This window comes from Streptomyces sp. NPDC047853 (genome assembly GCF_043204535.1).
Classification (GTDB): domain Bacteria; phylum Actinomycetota; class Actinomycetes; order Streptomycetales; family Streptomycetaceae; genus Streptomyces.
On record NZ_JBIDCI010000001.1, the window covers coordinates 258195 to 274300 of the forward strand.

11 protein-coding genes are annotated in these 16106 nt (G+C 73.6%); 7 read left to right on the forward strand and 4 right to left on the reverse strand.

What is annotated here, in order from left to right; all coding sequences use genetic code 11:
* Positions 1-111: 111 nt before the first annotated feature.
* A complete protein-coding gene (locus ACGF5T_RS01280; RefSeq protein WP_356601877.1) occupies positions 112-1068 on the reverse strand; it encodes an alpha/beta fold hydrolase in 957 nt (318 codons plus the stop codon).
* Positions 1069-1675: 607 nt separating this feature from the next.
* Here ACGF5T_RS01280 and ACGF5T_RS01285 point away from each other — a divergent pair.
* Positions 1676-2092, forward strand: a complete 417-nt coding sequence (locus ACGF5T_RS01285) for a cobalamin B12-binding domain-containing protein (protein WP_356601879.1) — start codon at positions 1676-1678, stop codon at positions 2090-2092.
* A 98-nt stretch (positions 2093-2190) separates the two neighbouring features.
* On the opposite strand, the gene ACGF5T_RS01290 is transcribed toward ACGF5T_RS01285, so the two are convergent.
* Together ACGF5T_RS01290 and ACGF5T_RS01295 are read right to left on the reverse strand one after the other, a co-directional pair.
* The gene (locus tag ACGF5T_RS01290) at positions 2191-3825 is read right to left on the reverse strand and encodes a DUF5691 domain-containing protein (RefSeq protein WP_366767206.1); all 1635 of its coding nucleotides are present in this window, start codon (positions 3823-3825) and stop codon (positions 2191-2193) included.
* Between the two features lie 158 nt (positions 3826-3983).
* The gene (locus ACGF5T_RS01295) at positions 3984-5339 is read right to left on the reverse strand and encodes an SWIM zinc finger family protein (RefSeq protein ID WP_366767207.1); all 1356 of its coding nucleotides are present in this window, start codon (positions 5337-5339) and stop codon (positions 3984-3986) included.
* A 131-nt stretch (positions 5340-5470) separates the two neighbouring features.
* Between ACGF5T_RS01295 and ACGF5T_RS01300 the strand changes: the two genes are divergently transcribed.
* The 6 genes from ACGF5T_RS01300 to sucD all read left to right on the forward strand — a co-directional run bounded on the left by ACGF5T_RS01300 (position 5471) and on the right by sucD (position 14627).
* Positions 5471-6625 carry an AAA family ATPase gene (locus ACGF5T_RS01300; protein WP_356601885.1) on the forward strand — a complete coding sequence of 385 codons (1155 nt, stop codon included), beginning with the start codon at positions 5471-5473 and terminating at the stop codon, positions 6623-6625.
* 2 nt (positions 6626-6627) lie between these two features.
* Entirely contained in the window at positions 6628-9075 is a 2448-nt protein-coding gene (locus tag ACGF5T_RS01305; RefSeq protein WP_366767236.1) for a DUF5682 family protein, read from the forward strand.
* Positions 9072-10241, forward strand: coding sequence for a VWA domain-containing protein (locus ACGF5T_RS01310; protein ID WP_356601887.1), 1170 nt, complete (start codon positions 9072-9074; stop codon positions 10239-10241). Before ACGF5T_RS01305 ends, ACGF5T_RS01310 begins: the two co-directional genes overlap by 4 nt.
* A 1069-nt stretch (positions 10242-11310) precedes the next feature.
* On the forward strand, positions 11311-11616 hold the full coding sequence (locus ACGF5T_RS01315; protein WP_356601889.1) for a hypothetical protein: 306 nt from the start codon (positions 11311-11313) through the stop codon (positions 11614-11616).
* Positions 11617-12533: 917 nt separating this feature from the next.
* Positions 12534-13715 (forward strand): ADP-forming succinate--CoA ligase subunit beta, encoded by a 1182-nt coding sequence (gene sucC, locus ACGF5T_RS01320; protein ID WP_053135877.1) that lies wholly within the window; start codon positions 12534-12536, stop codon positions 13713-13715.
* Positions 13716-13742: 27 nt separating this feature from the next.
* Positions 13743-14627, forward strand: coding sequence for a succinate--CoA ligase subunit alpha (sucD, locus tag ACGF5T_RS01325; protein WP_356601891.1), 885 nt, complete (start codon positions 13743-13745; stop codon positions 14625-14627).
* 83 nt (positions 14628-14710) lie between these two features.
* On the opposite strand, the gene ACGF5T_RS01330 is transcribed toward sucD, so the two are convergent.
* Complete coding sequence (locus ACGF5T_RS01330) at positions 14711-16018, reverse strand: helix-turn-helix domain-containing protein (RefSeq protein ID WP_366767209.1); 1308 nt, start codon at positions 16016-16018, stop codon at positions 14711-14713.
* Positions 16019-16106: the final 88 nt, after the last annotated feature.

The following is a 16106-nucleotide window of genomic DNA, read 5'->3' on the forward strand; positions in this document are numbered from 1 at the left end:
GCTGAACGGGTTGTGTCCGCCTGGTTCCGGACCCGTCAGGGGTTCGGGCGGCCGCCCCGAGGCTGGGTGTCGGACGGCCGTCCCGGGCGTCAGGCGACCGTCCCCGGGGCGTCAGGCGACCGTCAGTCCGCCGACCTGGCTGCCGGGCCGGAGGTCCGGCTCCGCGGCGACGGCGTCGAGCGCCCGGCGGATTCCGGTGGCCACGGCGGGGTGCACGGGCAGGGCGAGATGGCCGATGCCGCTCACCCTCACGTTCTGCACGGTCAGGTCGGGGTGGTCGAGACAGGCCGTCTCCAGGGGGTCCATCACGCGGTCCAGATCGCTCCAGAAACTGACGAACCGCGTACGGCAGCCGGGCGCGGGCAGGGTCAGTTCCTCCAGCACCGCCGATCCGGGGCGCATCTGGCGCACGATGGGGTGCGCGTTCGCCAACGGGATCACCCGGGTGCCGGTGTGCGGCGTGCCGAGCGTCACGAGCGTCCGGACGCGGTGGTCGCCGCCGAGTCGCTGCACGTAGTACCGCGCGATGAGTCCGCCGAGGCTGTGCCCGACGACATCGACGCGCTCGCTGCCCGTCCGCTGGCAGATCTCCTCGATGTGCCGGCCGAGCAGCTCGGCCGCGGTGCGGATGTCGCAGGTCAGGGGCGAGTAGTTCAGCGACTCGATCTGGTGCCTGCCGTGCTGGGTCAGGCTGCGGCGCAGAAGCAGGAAGACCGAGCGGTTGTCGATGAAACCGTGCAGCAGGACGACGGGCGGGCTGGCGGGGGCCGGGAGGCGGCAGGTGGGCGGGTCGGGCTGCTGGTCCCGGGGATCCACCGTCGGCAGGGTGGAGACGGGCCGGCGCTCCTGGATGACCCCGGAGGGGTAGAGGAGCAGGTGTCCGGCGAGGATCGCGGCCTCCAGGGCGCTCGCCTTGAGGAGGGTCAGGGAGAGCCCGGTCAACCGGCCCGGAAGGGCCGCCAGCTCCGACAGTCCCGGGAGCCCCGGCACCCCTGGAAGGGCGGGGAGGCTGGGCAGGAGACGCTGACAGAGCGGGAGAAGGGGCAGTGCTGCCGTGGTGACCTTCATGGGCCGACCTCCTGTCGGCACGCGCAGGGAGCCTCTGTCCCCCGTGTGCCCTCGGGGAGAGACGTGACACCAGTGTTTCGTGATGATTACGAGGTTTGACCGACCGGATGTGCCGTCGCGCCACGTCAGTGCCCTGCGTGCCCTGCGTGCCCTGCGTGCCCTGCGTGCCCTGTTCAGCTCCAGTGAGCTCTGTGTGTTTCGTGAGTCTTGTTCGTGAGCTTGGCGGAACCCGGCCGTTCCGTGGTGTCGTCCCGCGAGGGCGAGGCGTGCTGACGCCCCCGTCCCGCCCTCGCCGCGGCTCTCCGTACGCGTGATGTCGCCGCGCCCCGGAGCGGTGCGCGGCGAACGTGTCCCACCGTGTGATTTCCCCCTCTGTATCGACCACGAAACTGCCGGTTGCGGGATCCTGGCGATAACGTTCGTTCACTTCCCCGGACGATGCGGTGCGGGGGTCCGTGCCCGCGTCACGGAAGCGCGCCCTCGGCACTGGGCGCCCGGGGCGATGTGCGGCTCGTGTGTCCCGTTGCCCGTGCCCGTGTGTACGGCGTCGGCGAAGTGTGCGGTACTTGTCGGTACGGATGGATGTAGTCGCTTCATGGAGGCAGTGATGGGTGTGGCAGCCGGTCCGATCCGCGTGGTGGTGGCCAAGCCGGGGCTCGACGGCCACGATCGTGGGGCCAAGGTGATCGCGCGGGCGCTGCGTGACGCCGGTATGGAGGTCATCTACACCGGGCTCCACCAGACACCCGAACAGATCGTGGACACCGCGATCCAGGAGGACGCCGACGCGATCGGGCTGTCCATCCTCTCCGGCGCGCACAACACCCTCTTCGCCGCCGTGATCGAGCTGCTCCGGGAGCGGGACGCGGAGGACATCCTGGTCTTCGGTGGCGGGATCATCCCCGAGGCGGACATCGCGCCGCTGAAGGAGAAGGGCGTCGCGGAGATCTTCACGCCCGGCGCGACGACGGCGTCGATCGTGGACTGGGTGCGGACGAACGTACGGGAACCCGCGGAGGCGTAACCGCGGGGACGGGGACAGGAGCGGGGACGGGAGCGGGTTTCGAGGGTTGGTCATCGGCGGGCGGATGGTCCGCCGTGGGTGCGGGCCCCTGTCCCGCCTTATGGCGCCCCCAGTTCCTCGGCCATCGCCGCGCGCAGTCGCAACGTCGTGACGAGCCGTTGGAAGGCCTCCGCCCAGTACCCCCCGGCACCCGGCGCCGCGTCCTCCGGTTCGTCGGGTATCGCCAGCAGCCCGTCGAGCCGGCCCGCCTCCGACGGGTCGAGGCAACGCTCGGCCAGCCCCATGACGCCGCTGAAGCTCCACGGGTAACTCCCCGCGTCGCGGGCGATGTTGAGCGCGTCGACCACGGCCCGTCCCAGCGGCGGGGTCCACGGCACGCCGCACATGCCGAGCAACTGGAACGCCTCCGACAGCCCGTGTGTCGCGATGAACCCGGCGACCCACTCGGCCCGTTCACCGGCTCCCAGCGTGCCGAGCAGCTTGGCCCGCTCGGCCAGTGAGACCGCGCCCGGCCCCCCGGCCTCGGGTGCCGTGGGCGCGCCGAGCAGGGCCCTCGCCCACGTGCCGTTCCGTTGCCGCACCGCGGCTCGGCACCACGCCGCGTGCAGATCGCTCCGCCACTCGTCCGTCACAGGCAGGGCGACGATCTCCTCGGGGGAACGGCCGCCGAACCGGGACGTCCAGGCACCCAGCGGGGCGGCCTCCACCAACTGGCCCAACCACCACGACCGTTCTCCCCGGCCCGAGGGCGGTCTGGCCACGACGCCGTCCCGCTCCATGCCCGGGTCGCACTCGTGCGGAGCCTCGACCGTGATCGCCGGCGGCTCCACGGCCCGGTCGAGGAACACGCACGTCACGGCCCGCGCCGCCATCCGCGCGGCCAGCGCCGAGTCCGGCAGCGCCGACAGCAGTTCCGCCGCCGTCGCCCGTACGTTGCGGCTCCGATCGGCCAGCCCGGCCTCGAGGAACGGCTCGTCCGCCGGTGCCAGCCCCGACCGCAGCGAGTCGAGGAACATCAGGCGGTCCTCGGCCCGTTCCGTCGGCCAGGTCGAGGCCAGCAACTCTCGGGCACCGGCGGGGTCGCGGGACCGCAGGGCCGTCAGCAGGGCGACCCGCTCGGCGAACAGGCCCTCCTCCCAGAGCCGTCGCACCTGGTCCGCGGCATCGGGACCGGGCAGTGCGGTGCCTCCGCCCGGCGTGGCGCGCAGGGCGAACCGCCAGTCCGGATTCAGCCGGGCCAGCCACAGCCCGCGCGTCCCCGCGAACGCAAGCGCCGCAGGACGCAGGTCCGTGCGGCCCCGGGCCGCGTCCAGCAGGGCCGGGAGTGCCTCGGGGGGTGGCGCGAAGCCCCGGGCGTTCGCCGCGGCCAGCCACTGGGGGAGCAGCTCCATCAGGTCGGGCGCGGTACCCCGGCGGCCGCCGCCCGCCGTGCCGGGGCGGTCGGTGAGCAGCATCGCGAGCCGACGGGCGGCCGCGGCCGGCAGTGGCGGACGGTGATCTGCGGGGGCCGCTTCCGGACGGCGGCCGGCGTGTGCCGGGCGCAGTCCGGCGCGTCGGCGAACGGTCTCCGCGGCGGCCGCGTCCAGCAGCGCCGTCGGCGCGTGTGCACCGGGCGGGCAGCCCGGAGGGGTGCGCCGGTCCGTGCCGAGCAGCGCTGCCGTGACCAGTTCCTCCCAGGTGCCGGAACCGGGGGAGGTGGCGGGCTCCGCGGCGGGCGTGGGTGTGCTGGTCATGCGATTCCCTTCCGCTTTCATTCCGAGGGCCTTGGGGTGCCTTGGGGTGTCTTCAGGAGCCTTCAGCTGCCTTCGAGTTCCTGCGGGTGCCTTCCGGTGCCTTCCGGTACTTTCCGGCTCCTTCCGGTCCCGTTCCGTCTGCATGTCGTGGGAACGGGTCAGCACAGCGGCACCGCCGGGCCCGGTCCGGTCGGCCAGGCCGTCAGCGGAGTGAAGCCCCGGTGGCCGAACTCGCCGAAGACCCGCACGGGCGCACCCCCCGACAGGGCGACCAGGCGCCACAGGCCCGGGCGGCTCCCGGCCGGCGCCGACAACGGCAGTGCCGTGTCCCCTTCGGCATCCGCCAGCTGCCAGCGGTCTCCGTCCGGCACCGGGACGACCCGCTCCAGGGTCACCGGCACCGCGTCCAGCCACGGGTCGTCGCGGAGGGCCTCGCCGTACCGGACGGCCGCTCGGGCCGTCGTCCCGCCCTGCGGGCGCAGGTCCGCGGGCGTGGGCGGCGTGAACTGCTCCCGCAGGGCGACGCGCTGCCGCCCGGCGCCCGGATACGTCGACACCTCGGCCTCCAGGGCCGATCCGACGGGCAGCGTCAACTCCGGTGCCCGGCCCGCCGCACCGTAGGAGAGGAGCAGTGCGGTGCGCTCCGTCTCCGCGCCGTACAACCAGATGCGACGCGTCGTCAGCCGGCCGTCCCCGGTGTCGTGCTGTGCGAGGACCAGCCACCGGTCGCGCACCGGAGGGCCGTCCGCGGACGCCGGCAGACCGACGCGTGAACGGACCGTCGCAGCCAGGGACTCCGGCAGCCGGTGCCGGCGCAGCCAGGCCTGGTCGAGCAGGTGGAGGAGGGCGCACTCCTCCAGCAACCGGACCGGCCAGCCGACGCCCGACGACGGTATGCCGCCCAGGTCCCGCACCCGCGCGGCCAGCCCCGACGCCTGGGCGTCGACCATGCGGGCCGCCGTCTCCTCCCACAGCTCGTACCCCCACTGCTCGGCGCCGGCCAGGCCGCCCCGCAACAGGTCCGCCAGCCGCTGCTCCAGCTCCGTCGCGCCCGCGGTGATCCGCTCGGCGCGCTGCTCCGCCCGGCGCCGCGCGGCCTCCTGATCACCGGGTCCGGCCGCGGCCCCGGCCGGACTCTCCGTCCTCTTCCCCTCCGCGCGTTCGCGCCGTCCCGCGATCCACCGGTCCACCCAGTCCGGCGCCTCCGTCACCGGCACCGCGTCAGCTGCGTCCGCCCAGAGCAGCAGCAGCCCGATCGCGTGCTTGCACGGGAACTTGCGGCTCGGACAGTCGCACCGGTACCCGGGCCCGGACGTGTCCGCGATGTCCACGGCCGTCTGATACGGCCGGCCACCGCTGCCCCGGCACAGCCCCCACACCACCCCTTCCCCGGAACTTCCCGCCTCCGACCACGGCGCGGCCACGCCGAATCTGCTCCCCGCTCCACGTGACGCGGCGTCAGGCGCCAGTGCCAGCACCTGGTCAGCGGTCCAGCGCACCCCCTGCTGTGTCATGCCATCGAAGGTAGGTCCCCCCACTGACAATCGGTCGAGAGTCAGCGTTTGTGCAGGTCAGAGCGATTGTCAGTGGTGTGGTGCACCGTGGATGCGAGATCGAACCGGTCGAGCTGGAGGGGGACCAAGCCATGCCCGTGTCCGCAGAACCGACGTCCGCCGAACCGACGTCCGTAGACCCGGGGCGGGACGCGTCGGGGCCCGCCGCGGAGGCGTTGCGGCCGCACGCCGAGGACGCGTTCGCGGTCGAACTGGCCGCGCTGGCCGCCCGGGACGACCGCCCGCGTCCGGCCCGCTGGAAGCTGTCGCCGTGGGCCGTCGCCACCTACCTGCTCGGCGGCACCCTGCCCGACGGCACGGTGATCACACCGAAGTACGTGGGCCCGCGCCGTATCGTCGAGGTCGCCGTCACCACGCTCGCCACCGACCGCGCCCTGCTCCTGCTCGGCGTGCCCGGGACGGCGAAGACCTGGGTGTCCGAGCACCTCGCCGCGGCCGTCAGTGGTGACTCGACCCTGCTGGTGCAGGGCACGGCCGGCACACCCGAGGAAGCCATCCGCTACGGCTGGAACTACGCGCGGCTGCTCGCCCACGGTCCGAGCCGCGACGCCCTCGTGCCGAGCCCGGTGATGCGGGCCATGGCGGAGGGCAGGACCGCCCGTGTGGAGGAGCTGACCCGTATCCCGGCCGACGTGCAGGACACCCTCATCACGATCCTGTCGGAGAAGACCCTGCCGATACCGGAGCTGGGCCAGGAGGTGCAGGCGGTTCGCGGCTTCAACCTCATCGCCACCGCCAACGACCGGGACCGCGGGGTCAACGAACTCTCCAGCGCCCTGCGCCGCCGCTTCAACACGGTGGTGCTGCCGCTGCCGGAGACCGCCGAGGCCGAGGTCGAGATCGTCGCTCGCCGCGTCGACCAGATCGGCCGCTCCCTCGACCTGCCCTCGGCACCCGACGGCATCAATGAGATCCGCCGCGTGGTCACCGTCTTCCGCGAGCTGCGCGACGGACTGACGGGCGACGGGCGTACGAAGGTGAAGTCGCCCAGCGGCACCTTGTCCACGGCCGAGGCGATCTCCGTGGTCACCAACGGCCTCGCCCTGGCCGCCCACTTCGGTGACGGGGTGCTGCGGCCCGGGGACGTCGCCGCGGGCATCCTCGGCGCCGTCGTCCGCGACCCGGCCGCCGACCGCGTCGTCTGGCAGGAGTACCTGGAGACGGTCGTCCGCGAGCGCGAAGGCTGGAAGGACTTCTACCGGGCGTGCCGGGAGGTGACCGGGTGACGGTGACGGGAAACGGCGGTCTGCTGGACGGTGCCGGGACCGCCCGGGCCGGTGGTGACGTGCTGCTCCTCGGGGTGCGCCACCACGGGCCGGGATCGGCGCGCGCGGTCCGGGCGGCGCTGGAACAGACCCGGCCCGCAGTGGTGCTGATCGAGGGTCCGCCGGAGGCCGACTCCTTGATCCCGTTGGCCGCCGACGAGGACATGCGCCCTCCGGTCGCGCTCCTCGCCCACGCCGTGGAGGAGCCCGGCCGCTCGGCCTTCTGGCCCCTGGCCGAGTTCTCCCCCGAGTGGGTGGCCCTCCGCTGGGCCCTGGAGCACGACGTCCCCGCCCGCTTCATCGACCTCCCGGCCACGCACACGCTGGCCTGGCAGGAGCAGGAGCAGGAGCAGGAACTCGAAACCGCGCGGGAGGAGCACGCCACCGGCCGGAGGCCCGAGGCCGCCGCGGCCCTCCCCGACGTCCGGGTCGATCCGCTCGCCGCCCTCGCCGAGGCCGCCGGTCACGACGACCCGGAGCGCTGGTGGGAGGACGTCGTCGAGCACCGGGGCGCCGAGGACGGGGACGCGCTGGCACCCTTCACGGCCCTGGAAGAGGCCATGAGCGCACTCCGGGAGACGGAGACGGGTTCGGGAACCGGGACGGAACCGGGGACGGGGGAGGGAAGCGGGCGCGACCGGGACCTCGTCCGGGAGGCCTACATGCGGTTGCAGGTCAGGGCGGCGCAGCGGGAGTTCGAGCGGGCCGTCGCCGTGGTCTGCGGCGCCTGGCACGTGCCGGCGCTCCGGCGCAGGGCCACCGTCGCCGCCGACCGCGCACTGCTCAAGGGGCTGCCCAGGGCCAAGGTCGACATGACCTGGGTGCCCTGGACCCACCGCAGGCTGTCCCGGTCCAGTGGGTACGGGGCGGGAATCGAGTCACCGGGCTGGTACGGGCACCTGTTCGGAGCGCCCGACCGGCCCGTGGAGCGCTGGCTGACCAGGGTGGCCGGGGTGCTGCGGGAGGAGGACCGGAGCGTCTCCTCGGCACACGTCATCGAAGCGGTGCGGCTGGCCGAGACCCTCGCGGTGATGCGCGGCCGTCCGCTGCCCGGGCTGAGCGAGACGACGGACGCCGTGCGGGCGGTGATGTGCGAGGGCTCGGACGTACCGCTGGCGCTGGTGCACGACCGGCTGGTCGTGGGGGACGTGCTGGGGGAGGTGCCCGCCGGGGCGCCCGCGGTGCCGCTGCAGCGTGACCTGGACCGGACCCGGCGGCGGTTGCGGCTGAAGCCGGAGGCGTCGGAGCGGGAGCTGGAACTCGACCTGCGCAAGGAGACCGACGCGGGGCGCAGCCGGCTCCTGCACCGGCTGCGGTTGCTCGGCGTCGGCTGGGGCGAGCCGGCCGCCTCGCGGGGCAGCACGGGGACGTTCCGGGAGACGTGGCGGCTGCGGTGGGAGCCGGAGCTGTCGGTGCGGGTCGCCGAAGCCGGGGTGTGGGGCACGACCGTGCTGTCCGCGGCGACCGCCAGGGCGGAGGCGGACGCCGTCACCGCGCAGGGCCTCGCCGACGTCACCGCCCTCGCCGAGCGCTGCCTGCTGGCCGAACTGCCGGACGCGCTCCCCCCGGTGATGCGGATACTCGCGGACCGCGCGGCACTGGAGATGGACGTCGGCCACCTCGCCCAGGCCCTGCCGGCCCTCGTCCGCTCGCTGCGCTACGGCGATGTGCGCGGTACCGACACCGGAGCGCTGGCCGAGGTCGCCGCGGGTCTCGCCGAGCGGGTCTTCGTCGGCCTGCCCCCCGCCTGCGCCGGGCTCGACGCCGACGCGGCGGAGGAGATGCGCCGGCACGTGGACGCCGTGCACGGGGCGGTGGGACTGCTGGGCGACGCCCCCGCCGCGGACCACGGCGCCCTGAGGTCCCGTTGGCGGACCGTGCTGCGCACCCTCTCCGCGCGGGGCGGCGTGCCCGGCGTGGTCCGGGGGCGGGCTGTACGGCTCCTGCTGGACGACGGCGCGCTCGCGCCGGAGGAGGCGGCGCGGCTCATGGCGCGGGTGCTGTCCCCGGGGACGCCACCGGCGGACGCGGCCGCGTGGATCGAGGGCTTCGTCGGAGGCGGCTCGGGAGGCGGCATGCTCCTCCTGCACGACGAGCGGCTGCTCGCCCTCGTCGATGCCTGGCTCACCGGCGTCCCGGGGGAGACGTTCACGGACGTGCTGCCGTTGCTGCGCCGCACCTTCTCGGCCTACGAACCGGGGGTCCGCCGCAGCCTCGGCGAGCTGATCAGGCGCGGACCGGAGTCGCGGGGGAGCGTGACGACGACCGGCTCGGGCATACCCGGGTTCGGTGCCGGGCTCGCCACCGGACGCGCCGAAGCCGTCCTGCCGGTGGTCCGGCTGCTGCTGGGGCTGGACGAGGCGGAGGCGCCGGACGCCGACGACATCGACCTCGTGGGGGTGGACGCATGACGACCGAGCCGGTGCAGGGCGACCCGGCGCAGGAGCGGCTGCGGCGGTGGCGGCTGGTGCTCGGGGGTGACCCGGCCGACGGCACCGGTCACGCCCTCACCGGACGGGACGCCGCGATGGACGGGGCGCTCGCCGCGCTCTACGGGAAGGAGAGCAGGCCACGGGCGGGCCGGGACCGTTCGGCGGGGCTCGGGGCCTCCGCGCCGGCCGTGGCGCGCTGGCTGGGGGACATCCGCACCTACTTCCCGTCCTCCGTCGTGCAGGTGATGCAGCGGGACGCGATCGACCGGCTCGGACTCGCCACCCTCCTGCTGGAGCCGGAGATGCTGGAGGCCGTGGAGGCCGACGTGCACCTCGTCGGCACGCTGCTGTCCCTCCACAAGGCGATGCCGGAGACGACGAAGGAGACGGCGCGGACCGTCGTCCGCAAGGTGGTCGCGGACCTGGAGGAACGGCTCGCCACGCGCACCCGGGCGACCCTCACCGGTGCCCTTGACCGGAGCGCCCGCGTCACCCGCCCCCGCCACCACGACATCGACTGGAACCGGACGATAGCGGCCAACCTCAAGCACTACCTGCCCGAGTACCGGACGATCGTGCCGGAGCGGCTCATCGGTCACGGACGGGCGTCCCGCTCCGTGAAGAAGGAGGTCGTCCTCTGCGTCGACCAGTCGGGCTCGATGGCGGCGTCCGTGGTGTACGCGTCCGTGTTCGGCGCGGTGCTGGCGTCCATGCGGTCGATCGACACCCGGCTCGTCGTCTTCGACACGGCGGTCGCCGACCTCACCGATCAGCTCGACGACCCGGTCGACGTCCTCTTCGGCACGCAACTCGGCGGCGGCACGGACATCAACCGCGCGCTGGCCTACTGCCAGTCCCGGATCACCCGGCCCACGGAGACGGTGGTGGTGCTGATCAGCGATCTCTACGAGGGGGGCATACGCGACGAGATGCTCAAGCGGGTCGCGGCGATGCAGGCGGCCGGGGTGCGGTTCGTGACGCTGCTGGCGCTGTCCGACGAGGGGGCGCCCGCCTACGACCGGGAGCACGCGGCGGCGCTCGCCGCGCTGGGCGCGCCGGCCTTCGCCTGCACGCCCGATCTGTTCCCCGAGGTGATGGCGGCGGCGATCGAGAAGCGGCCGTTGCCGATCCCGGACGCCGGGTGACGACGTGTCGAGGCGAGACGCCCGCTTCCCCCTTCCTCTCTCCCTGCCCATAAAAGGGACATGACTGCCCATCGGTGACGACGGGCTTGCGTACCTGCCGGAGTTCCGTGCGAGGATCGCGCGTCGTATCGATGTGTTGTTCGATGCCCGCGCTGTCGGGTGAGGCGTCCGGCGCGCGTGCCCGTTCCGTCGTACGGAGGAATCTCCCCCCTTGAGCTGGTCAGCGGTTCTGCCCGGTGCCGCCCCGCGTGTCGTGCGCGCGGCGGCAGGGCGGCGTGCACTGCACGTGGGACTGCTGGTGGCCGGCTTGTTCGTGCTCGGGGTGCTGTGCGGGGAACGGGCGCGGGCGACCGAAGAGGCGCCGTCGGTGAGGGACACGGTCCACCAGGTGATCGAGGTCCCCCAGGTGATCGAGGTTTCCCAGGACCGGCACGGGGGTCGGGCCGAGTTCCACACCCAGGCCGACACCCGGGCCGAGGCTCCGACTCCGACTCCCACTCCGACTCCGACGCAGCGTCCGGGAGCCGGCGTCCAGGAGTCCCGGGCCCTCGTCGAGAGCGCTGACCTGGTGCTGCCGGGACTCACCGCCGTGACCGCGGGCCTCCGTCCGCTGACGGAAGACGTCGTCCGGCCCGTGCGGGAACGAGTCCTGGAGCACGTCGGGAGCGCGGTGGAGGCGCTGCCGATTCCGCCCCTCCCCACCCTGCCTTCCGCACCCACCTCGCCTTCCCCACCCTCCCTTCCGGACTCGCCCTCCCTTCCGGACTCACCCTCCCTTCCGGACTCACCCTCCCTTCCGGACTCACCCTCCCTTCCTGCCCTGCCTTCCCTTCCGGACCCGTCCGACCCGTCGGCCTCGCCCGGCCTGCCGGAGCTGCCCGAGCCGACAGGCCCCGCCGGTCCCGTCCCGCCCGGCGGACCGGCCCAGGAGCCCTCGGCCCCGGAGCCCTCGGCCCCGGAGCCGGACGCCTCCGACGACGCCAGCACCTCCCGAGACGCAGGCACCTCCGACGAGGCAGGCGCCCGAGCCTCCGCCGACGGAGCCTTCGCTGACGGAGCCGCCGGCGTCGTGACCGCCGCCCACGGGCCGGAAAGGGCGGGCGACGGGCCGTCCACCGCGGGCCGCGTCGACACTCCGCGCGTCCAGTCGGCCCCCGCCGGACAGGCTCCCGTCCGCCGGGCGCCCACCGGCGACCCCGACGGCACGCTGGGCGCCGGGGCGGGTGCCGACCACGGCACGGCGCGCCACGGCGACGCGCACGCGGTCACCCCGCATCACCGGATCCCCTTCCGGCTCGTGCCCGGCGCCCTCGAGCGCGCCGACGCGGCGGAGACCCGGGACCGGTACCGGGACATCCCCGTCTCGCCCGCCTAGGGCAGGACCTCTCCCCGCCGCAGACCCGCCGCCGCGCGATGCGGAGGCGGGCGGTCAGCGAGGACCCCACGGCCCACGCCCACCGCCCACGGCCCACGGCCCATGGCCCATGGCCCATGGCCCACGGCCCACGGCCCATGGCCCATGGCCCATGGCCCATGGCCCATGGCCCATGGCCCATGGCCCATGGCCCATGGCCCATGGCCCACGGGTCACCGCCCGCCGTCCCCTGCCGGCCCTCCGGAAACCGTCGCTGCTCCAGGCGGACGTCGCCGGTTTCCCGCAGGAGCCGTCGGGTCCGGCCCGCCCGCCCTCGACGGCCGACCCGGTGGAGCCACGCCCGCCCGGCGGTCGGCGACGCCCCCCGGCCTACGCCGTCCGTCGGCCGGCCCCGCGGGCACCGGCGCGTACGGGGTCTGACATCCGCCCACCTGGACAGCAGGTGGAGCACCAGCTTCGCGGGGCACAGCGCCCTGGACGGTCCGGCCGAAAGCCGTCGGCCGCCGTCCGGCCGCAACCCCGCGGATCGGGTGGAGCGGTCCCCATTGGGGTGGGGACCGGCCGCCCACACCTCCAGGGCCGCACCCCTGCGGTCCCTGCGGGGGTGTTTCCGCGGGCCTCACCGGGCCGACCCCAGCCCGGTGAGGCCCGCACCCCCCCGACGACGCCCGCGCCGGCCCAGCCTCACTTCCGGCACCCCGTGCCAGTGAGCGCGGCATCATGTGACAGGCATCACCGCTCAGGTGTGACCCACGATTTAGAGACCCTCCGCATGCGGCGATAACCTGCGAGACGGACATGCCGCGCGCTCGGACACCGTGTGCGCCCCCCTTGTGACACAGCGGACGTCACGTTGCCCTTCGCGGCACGCCCACGCATCCAACGAACCGCGAGATCACTGATAGGGACGGAAGCGCGTGGACCTGTTCGAGTACCAGGCGAGGGACCTCTTCGCCAAGCACGATGTACCGGTGCTGGCCGGTGAAGTCATCGACACGCCTGAGGCGGCGCGCGAGATCACCGAGCGTCTGGGCGGCAAGTCCGTCGTCAAGGCGCAGGTGAAGGTCGGTGGTCGTGGCAAGGCCGGTGGCGTGAAGCTGGCCGCCTCCGCGGACGAGGCCGTCGCCCGCGCGACGGACATCCTCGGCATGGACATCAAGGGCCACACGGTCCACAAGGTGATGATCGCCGAGACCGCCCCCGAGATCGTCGAGGAGTACTACGTCTCCTTCCTCCTCGACCGTGCCAACCGCACCTTCCTCTCCATCGCCTCCGTCGAGGGCGGCATGGAGATCGAGGAGGTGGCGGCCACCCGTCCGGAGGCCGTCGCCAAGACCCCGATCGACGCGATCGACGGCGTGACGCCGGAGAAGGCGCGCGAGATCGTCGAGGCCGCGAAGTTCCCGGCCGAGGTCGCCGACAAGGTCGCCGACATCCTGGTCAAGCTGTGGGACACCTTCATCAAGGAGGACGCCCTCCTGGTCGAGGTCAACCCGCTGGCCAAGGTCGTCTCCGGTGACGTCATCGCTCTCGACGGCAAGGTGTCGCTGGACGACAACGCCGAGTTCCGTCACCCCGACTTCGAGGCCCTCCACGACAAGGCCGCGGCCAACCCGCTCGAGGCCGCCGCCAAGGAGAAGAACCTCAACTACGTCAAGCTCGACGGCGAGGTCGGCATCATCGGCAACGGCGCGGGTCTCGTCATGAGCACCCTGGACGTCGTCGCGTACGCCGGTGAGAAGCACGGCAACGTGAAGCCCGCCAACTTCCTGGACATCGGCGGCGGCGCCTCCGCCCAGGTCATGGCGAACGGCCTGGAGATCATCCTCGGCGACCCGGACGTCCGTTCCGTGTTCGTCAACGTCTTCGGCGGCATCACCGCCTGCGACGAGGTCGCCAACGGCATCGTCCAGGCGCTGAAGCTCCTGGAGGACCGCGGCGAGAAGGTCGAGAAGCCGCTCGTCGTCCGTCTCGACGGCAACAACGCCGAGCTGGGCCGCAAGATCCTCACCGACGCCAACCACCCGCTGGTCCAGCGCGTCGACACCATGGACGGCGCGGCCGACAAGGCCGCCGAGCTGGCCCACGCCGCCAAGTAAGCACTCAGGACGAGGACAGAACACACCATGGCTATCTGGCTCAACAAGGACAGCAAGGTCATCGTCCAGGGCATGACCGGCGCCACCGGCATGAAGCACACCAAGCTCATGCTCGGTGACGGCACCGAGGTCGTGGGCGGCGTGAACCCGCGCAAGGCGGGCACCTCCGTGGACTTCGACGGCACCGAGGTACCGGTCTTCGGCACCGTCAAGGAGGCCATCGAGAAGACCGGCGCCAACGTCTCCGTCATCTTCGTGCCGGAGAAGTTCACCAAGGACGCCGTCGTCGAGGCCATCGACGCCGAGATCCCCCTGGCCGTCGTGATCACCGAGGGCATCGCCGTGCACGACTCGGCCGCGTTCTGGTCGTACGCCGGCAAGAAGGGCAACAAGACCCGGATCATCGGCCCGAACTGCCCCGGCATCATCACCCCGGGCCAGTCCAACGTCGGCATCATCCCGGGCGACATCACCAAGCCGGGCCGCATCGGCCTGGTGTCGAAGTCCGGCACGCTGACGTACCAGATGATGTACGAGCTGCGGGACATCGGCTTCTCGACCGCCGTCGGCATCGGTGGCGACCCGATCATCGGCACCACGCACATCGACGCGCTCGCCGCGTTCGAGGCCGACCCCGAGACCGACCTGATCGTCATGATCGGCGAGATCGGTGGCGACGCCGAGGAGCGTGCGGCCGAGTACATCTCGAAGAACGTGACCAAGCCGGTCGTCGGCTACGTCGCGGGCTTCACCGCGCCCGAGGGCAAGACCATGGGCCACGCCGGCGCCATCGTCTCCGGTTCGTCCGGCACCGCCCAGGCGAAGAAGGAGGCCCTGGAGGCCGCCGGCGTCAAGGTCGGCAAGACGCCGACCGAGACGGCGAAGCTCGCCCGGGCCATCCTGGCCGGCTGACCGCCGCACCGGCACACCGAACGGCCCGCTCCCGGCACCCGGGAGCGGGCCGTTCGGTTTCCCCTAACCCATCCGGTCCTCCGTCAGTCGAGGCGGGGCGTCAGGCGCTCCGGCCCGTGCTGCAACTGGTCCCGCAGTTTCTGCCGCAGCTCCAGCTGCTCGTCCGACAGCGCTCCCGGCGCCACCCGCGGCGGCACTCCCCGCACCGTCTCGCCCGGGGACACGGGCGGCTCGTAGTGCGTGGGCGCGGTGCGCAGGGTCAGGGCCGTGGTGCCGATGAGGGCGACCGTGAACGCGATCGCGGCCCGGGTCAGGTACCGCGCCCGGCGTTCGCTGCCCCTGCGCACCGTCGGTGGCCGGGCCGCCCGCAGCCGCTCGGCCGACGCCACCTCGGCCAGCCGCCGGTGCAGCACCTGCGGGTCGGCCAGCTCGGGCAACCGGTCGGCGAGGGCCTCGCGGGCACGCAGCAGCCGGTTCGCCGCCGTCGGTGTGCTCGCCTCCGTCTCCGCGGCCGTCTCGGGCAGGCCGAGGCCCACACCGTCGTAGAGCACCAGCGTGCGGCGGCGCGGCGGGGGGAGCCGCAGCAGGGTGTTCAGCAGGGTGCGGTCGCCGGGGTCGGCGGGCGGGGGCTCCGGGTGCCGGTGACGCAGCCGGAACCGCTGCCAGGGCGACAGCGCGTACTCGTACGCCGTCGCCCTCACCCAGCCCACCGGGTCGCGATCGCGGGCCACCTCCGGCCACCGCTCCCAGGCGGACTGGAAGGCACGCTCCACCGACTCGCGCGCCAGCTCGCGACGGCCGGTCAGCAGGTAGGCCTGCCGCACCAGGGCGGGGGCGCTGAACTCGTACAGTGCGTCGAAGGCCTGAGCAGGTGTCATGCCGGCCGGCGCGAGTCCCGGCTCCGGCCCCGTCAAGGGGCCCGCGCCCGGCTCAGCACCCGCACCCGACACCGCCCCCGTCCCGGAATCGGCCCCGGACTCCGCGCCCGCCCCGGCTCCCGAAGCCCCCGACTCCTCGGACGCCCCCGACTCCTCGGACGCCCCCGGCTCCTCGGACGCCCCCGACTCCCGCCCGTCCAGCGGTTTCGCGGGGAGGACGAGGCTGTCGGTGGCCTCGTCCGAGAGGGCACCCGGTCCGGCGCCGACCGCCACGACGACGGGCACCGGCTCCGCCTGCCGGGACGCCGCCTCCTCGGCCAAGGTGCTCAGCAGCTTCGCGTACGCCTCCCGTTTCCGGCCGCGGGGAGTCGTGCGGCCGCTCTCCCACGCACGGACCGTCTCGTGGGTGACGCCCACCCGCGCCGCGAGCTGAGCCTGGGTCAGCGCGGCGTTCTCCCGCAGGCGTCGGCGTGCCTTGGGCGGAGGCAGCGGGGTCGCAGGGCTCCGTGTCACAGGGCGCCCCTTCGTACGAAAAAGTACATAAACATATATTGAGCGACACAACGGTCGTTCGCCTGTTACGCCGGGAAAGCGCGTGTCG

Excerpts from the sequence above, each read along its gene's own strand:
- ACGF5T_RS01285 (WP_356601879.1), top strand. The coding sequence starts at position 1,676 with ATGGGTGTGGCAGCCGGTCCGATCCGCGTGGTGGTGGCCAAGCCGGGG.
- ACGF5T_RS01295 (WP_366767207.1), bottom strand. The coding sequence starts at position 5,339 with ATGACACAGCAGGGGGTGCGCTGGACCGCTGACCAGGTGCTGGCACTG.
- sucD (WP_356601891.1), top strand. The coding sequence starts at position 13,743 with ATGGCTATCTGGCTCAACAAGGACAGCAAGGTCATCGTCCAGGGCATG.
- ACGF5T_RS01290 (WP_366767206.1), bottom strand. The coding sequence starts at position 3,825 with ATGACCAGCACACCCACGCCCGCCGCGGAGCCCGCCACCTCCCCCGGT.
- ACGF5T_RS01300 (WP_356601885.1), top strand. The coding sequence starts at position 5,471 with ATGCCCGTGTCCGCAGAACCGACGTCCGCCGAACCGACGTCCGTAGAC.
- ACGF5T_RS01280 (WP_356601877.1), bottom strand. The coding sequence starts at position 1,068 with ATGAAGGTCACCACGGCAGCACTGCCCCTTCTCCCGCTCTGTCAGCGT.
- ACGF5T_RS01310 (WP_356601887.1), top strand. The coding sequence starts at position 9,072 with ATGACGACCGAGCCGGTGCAGGGCGACCCGGCGCAGGAGCGGCTGCGG.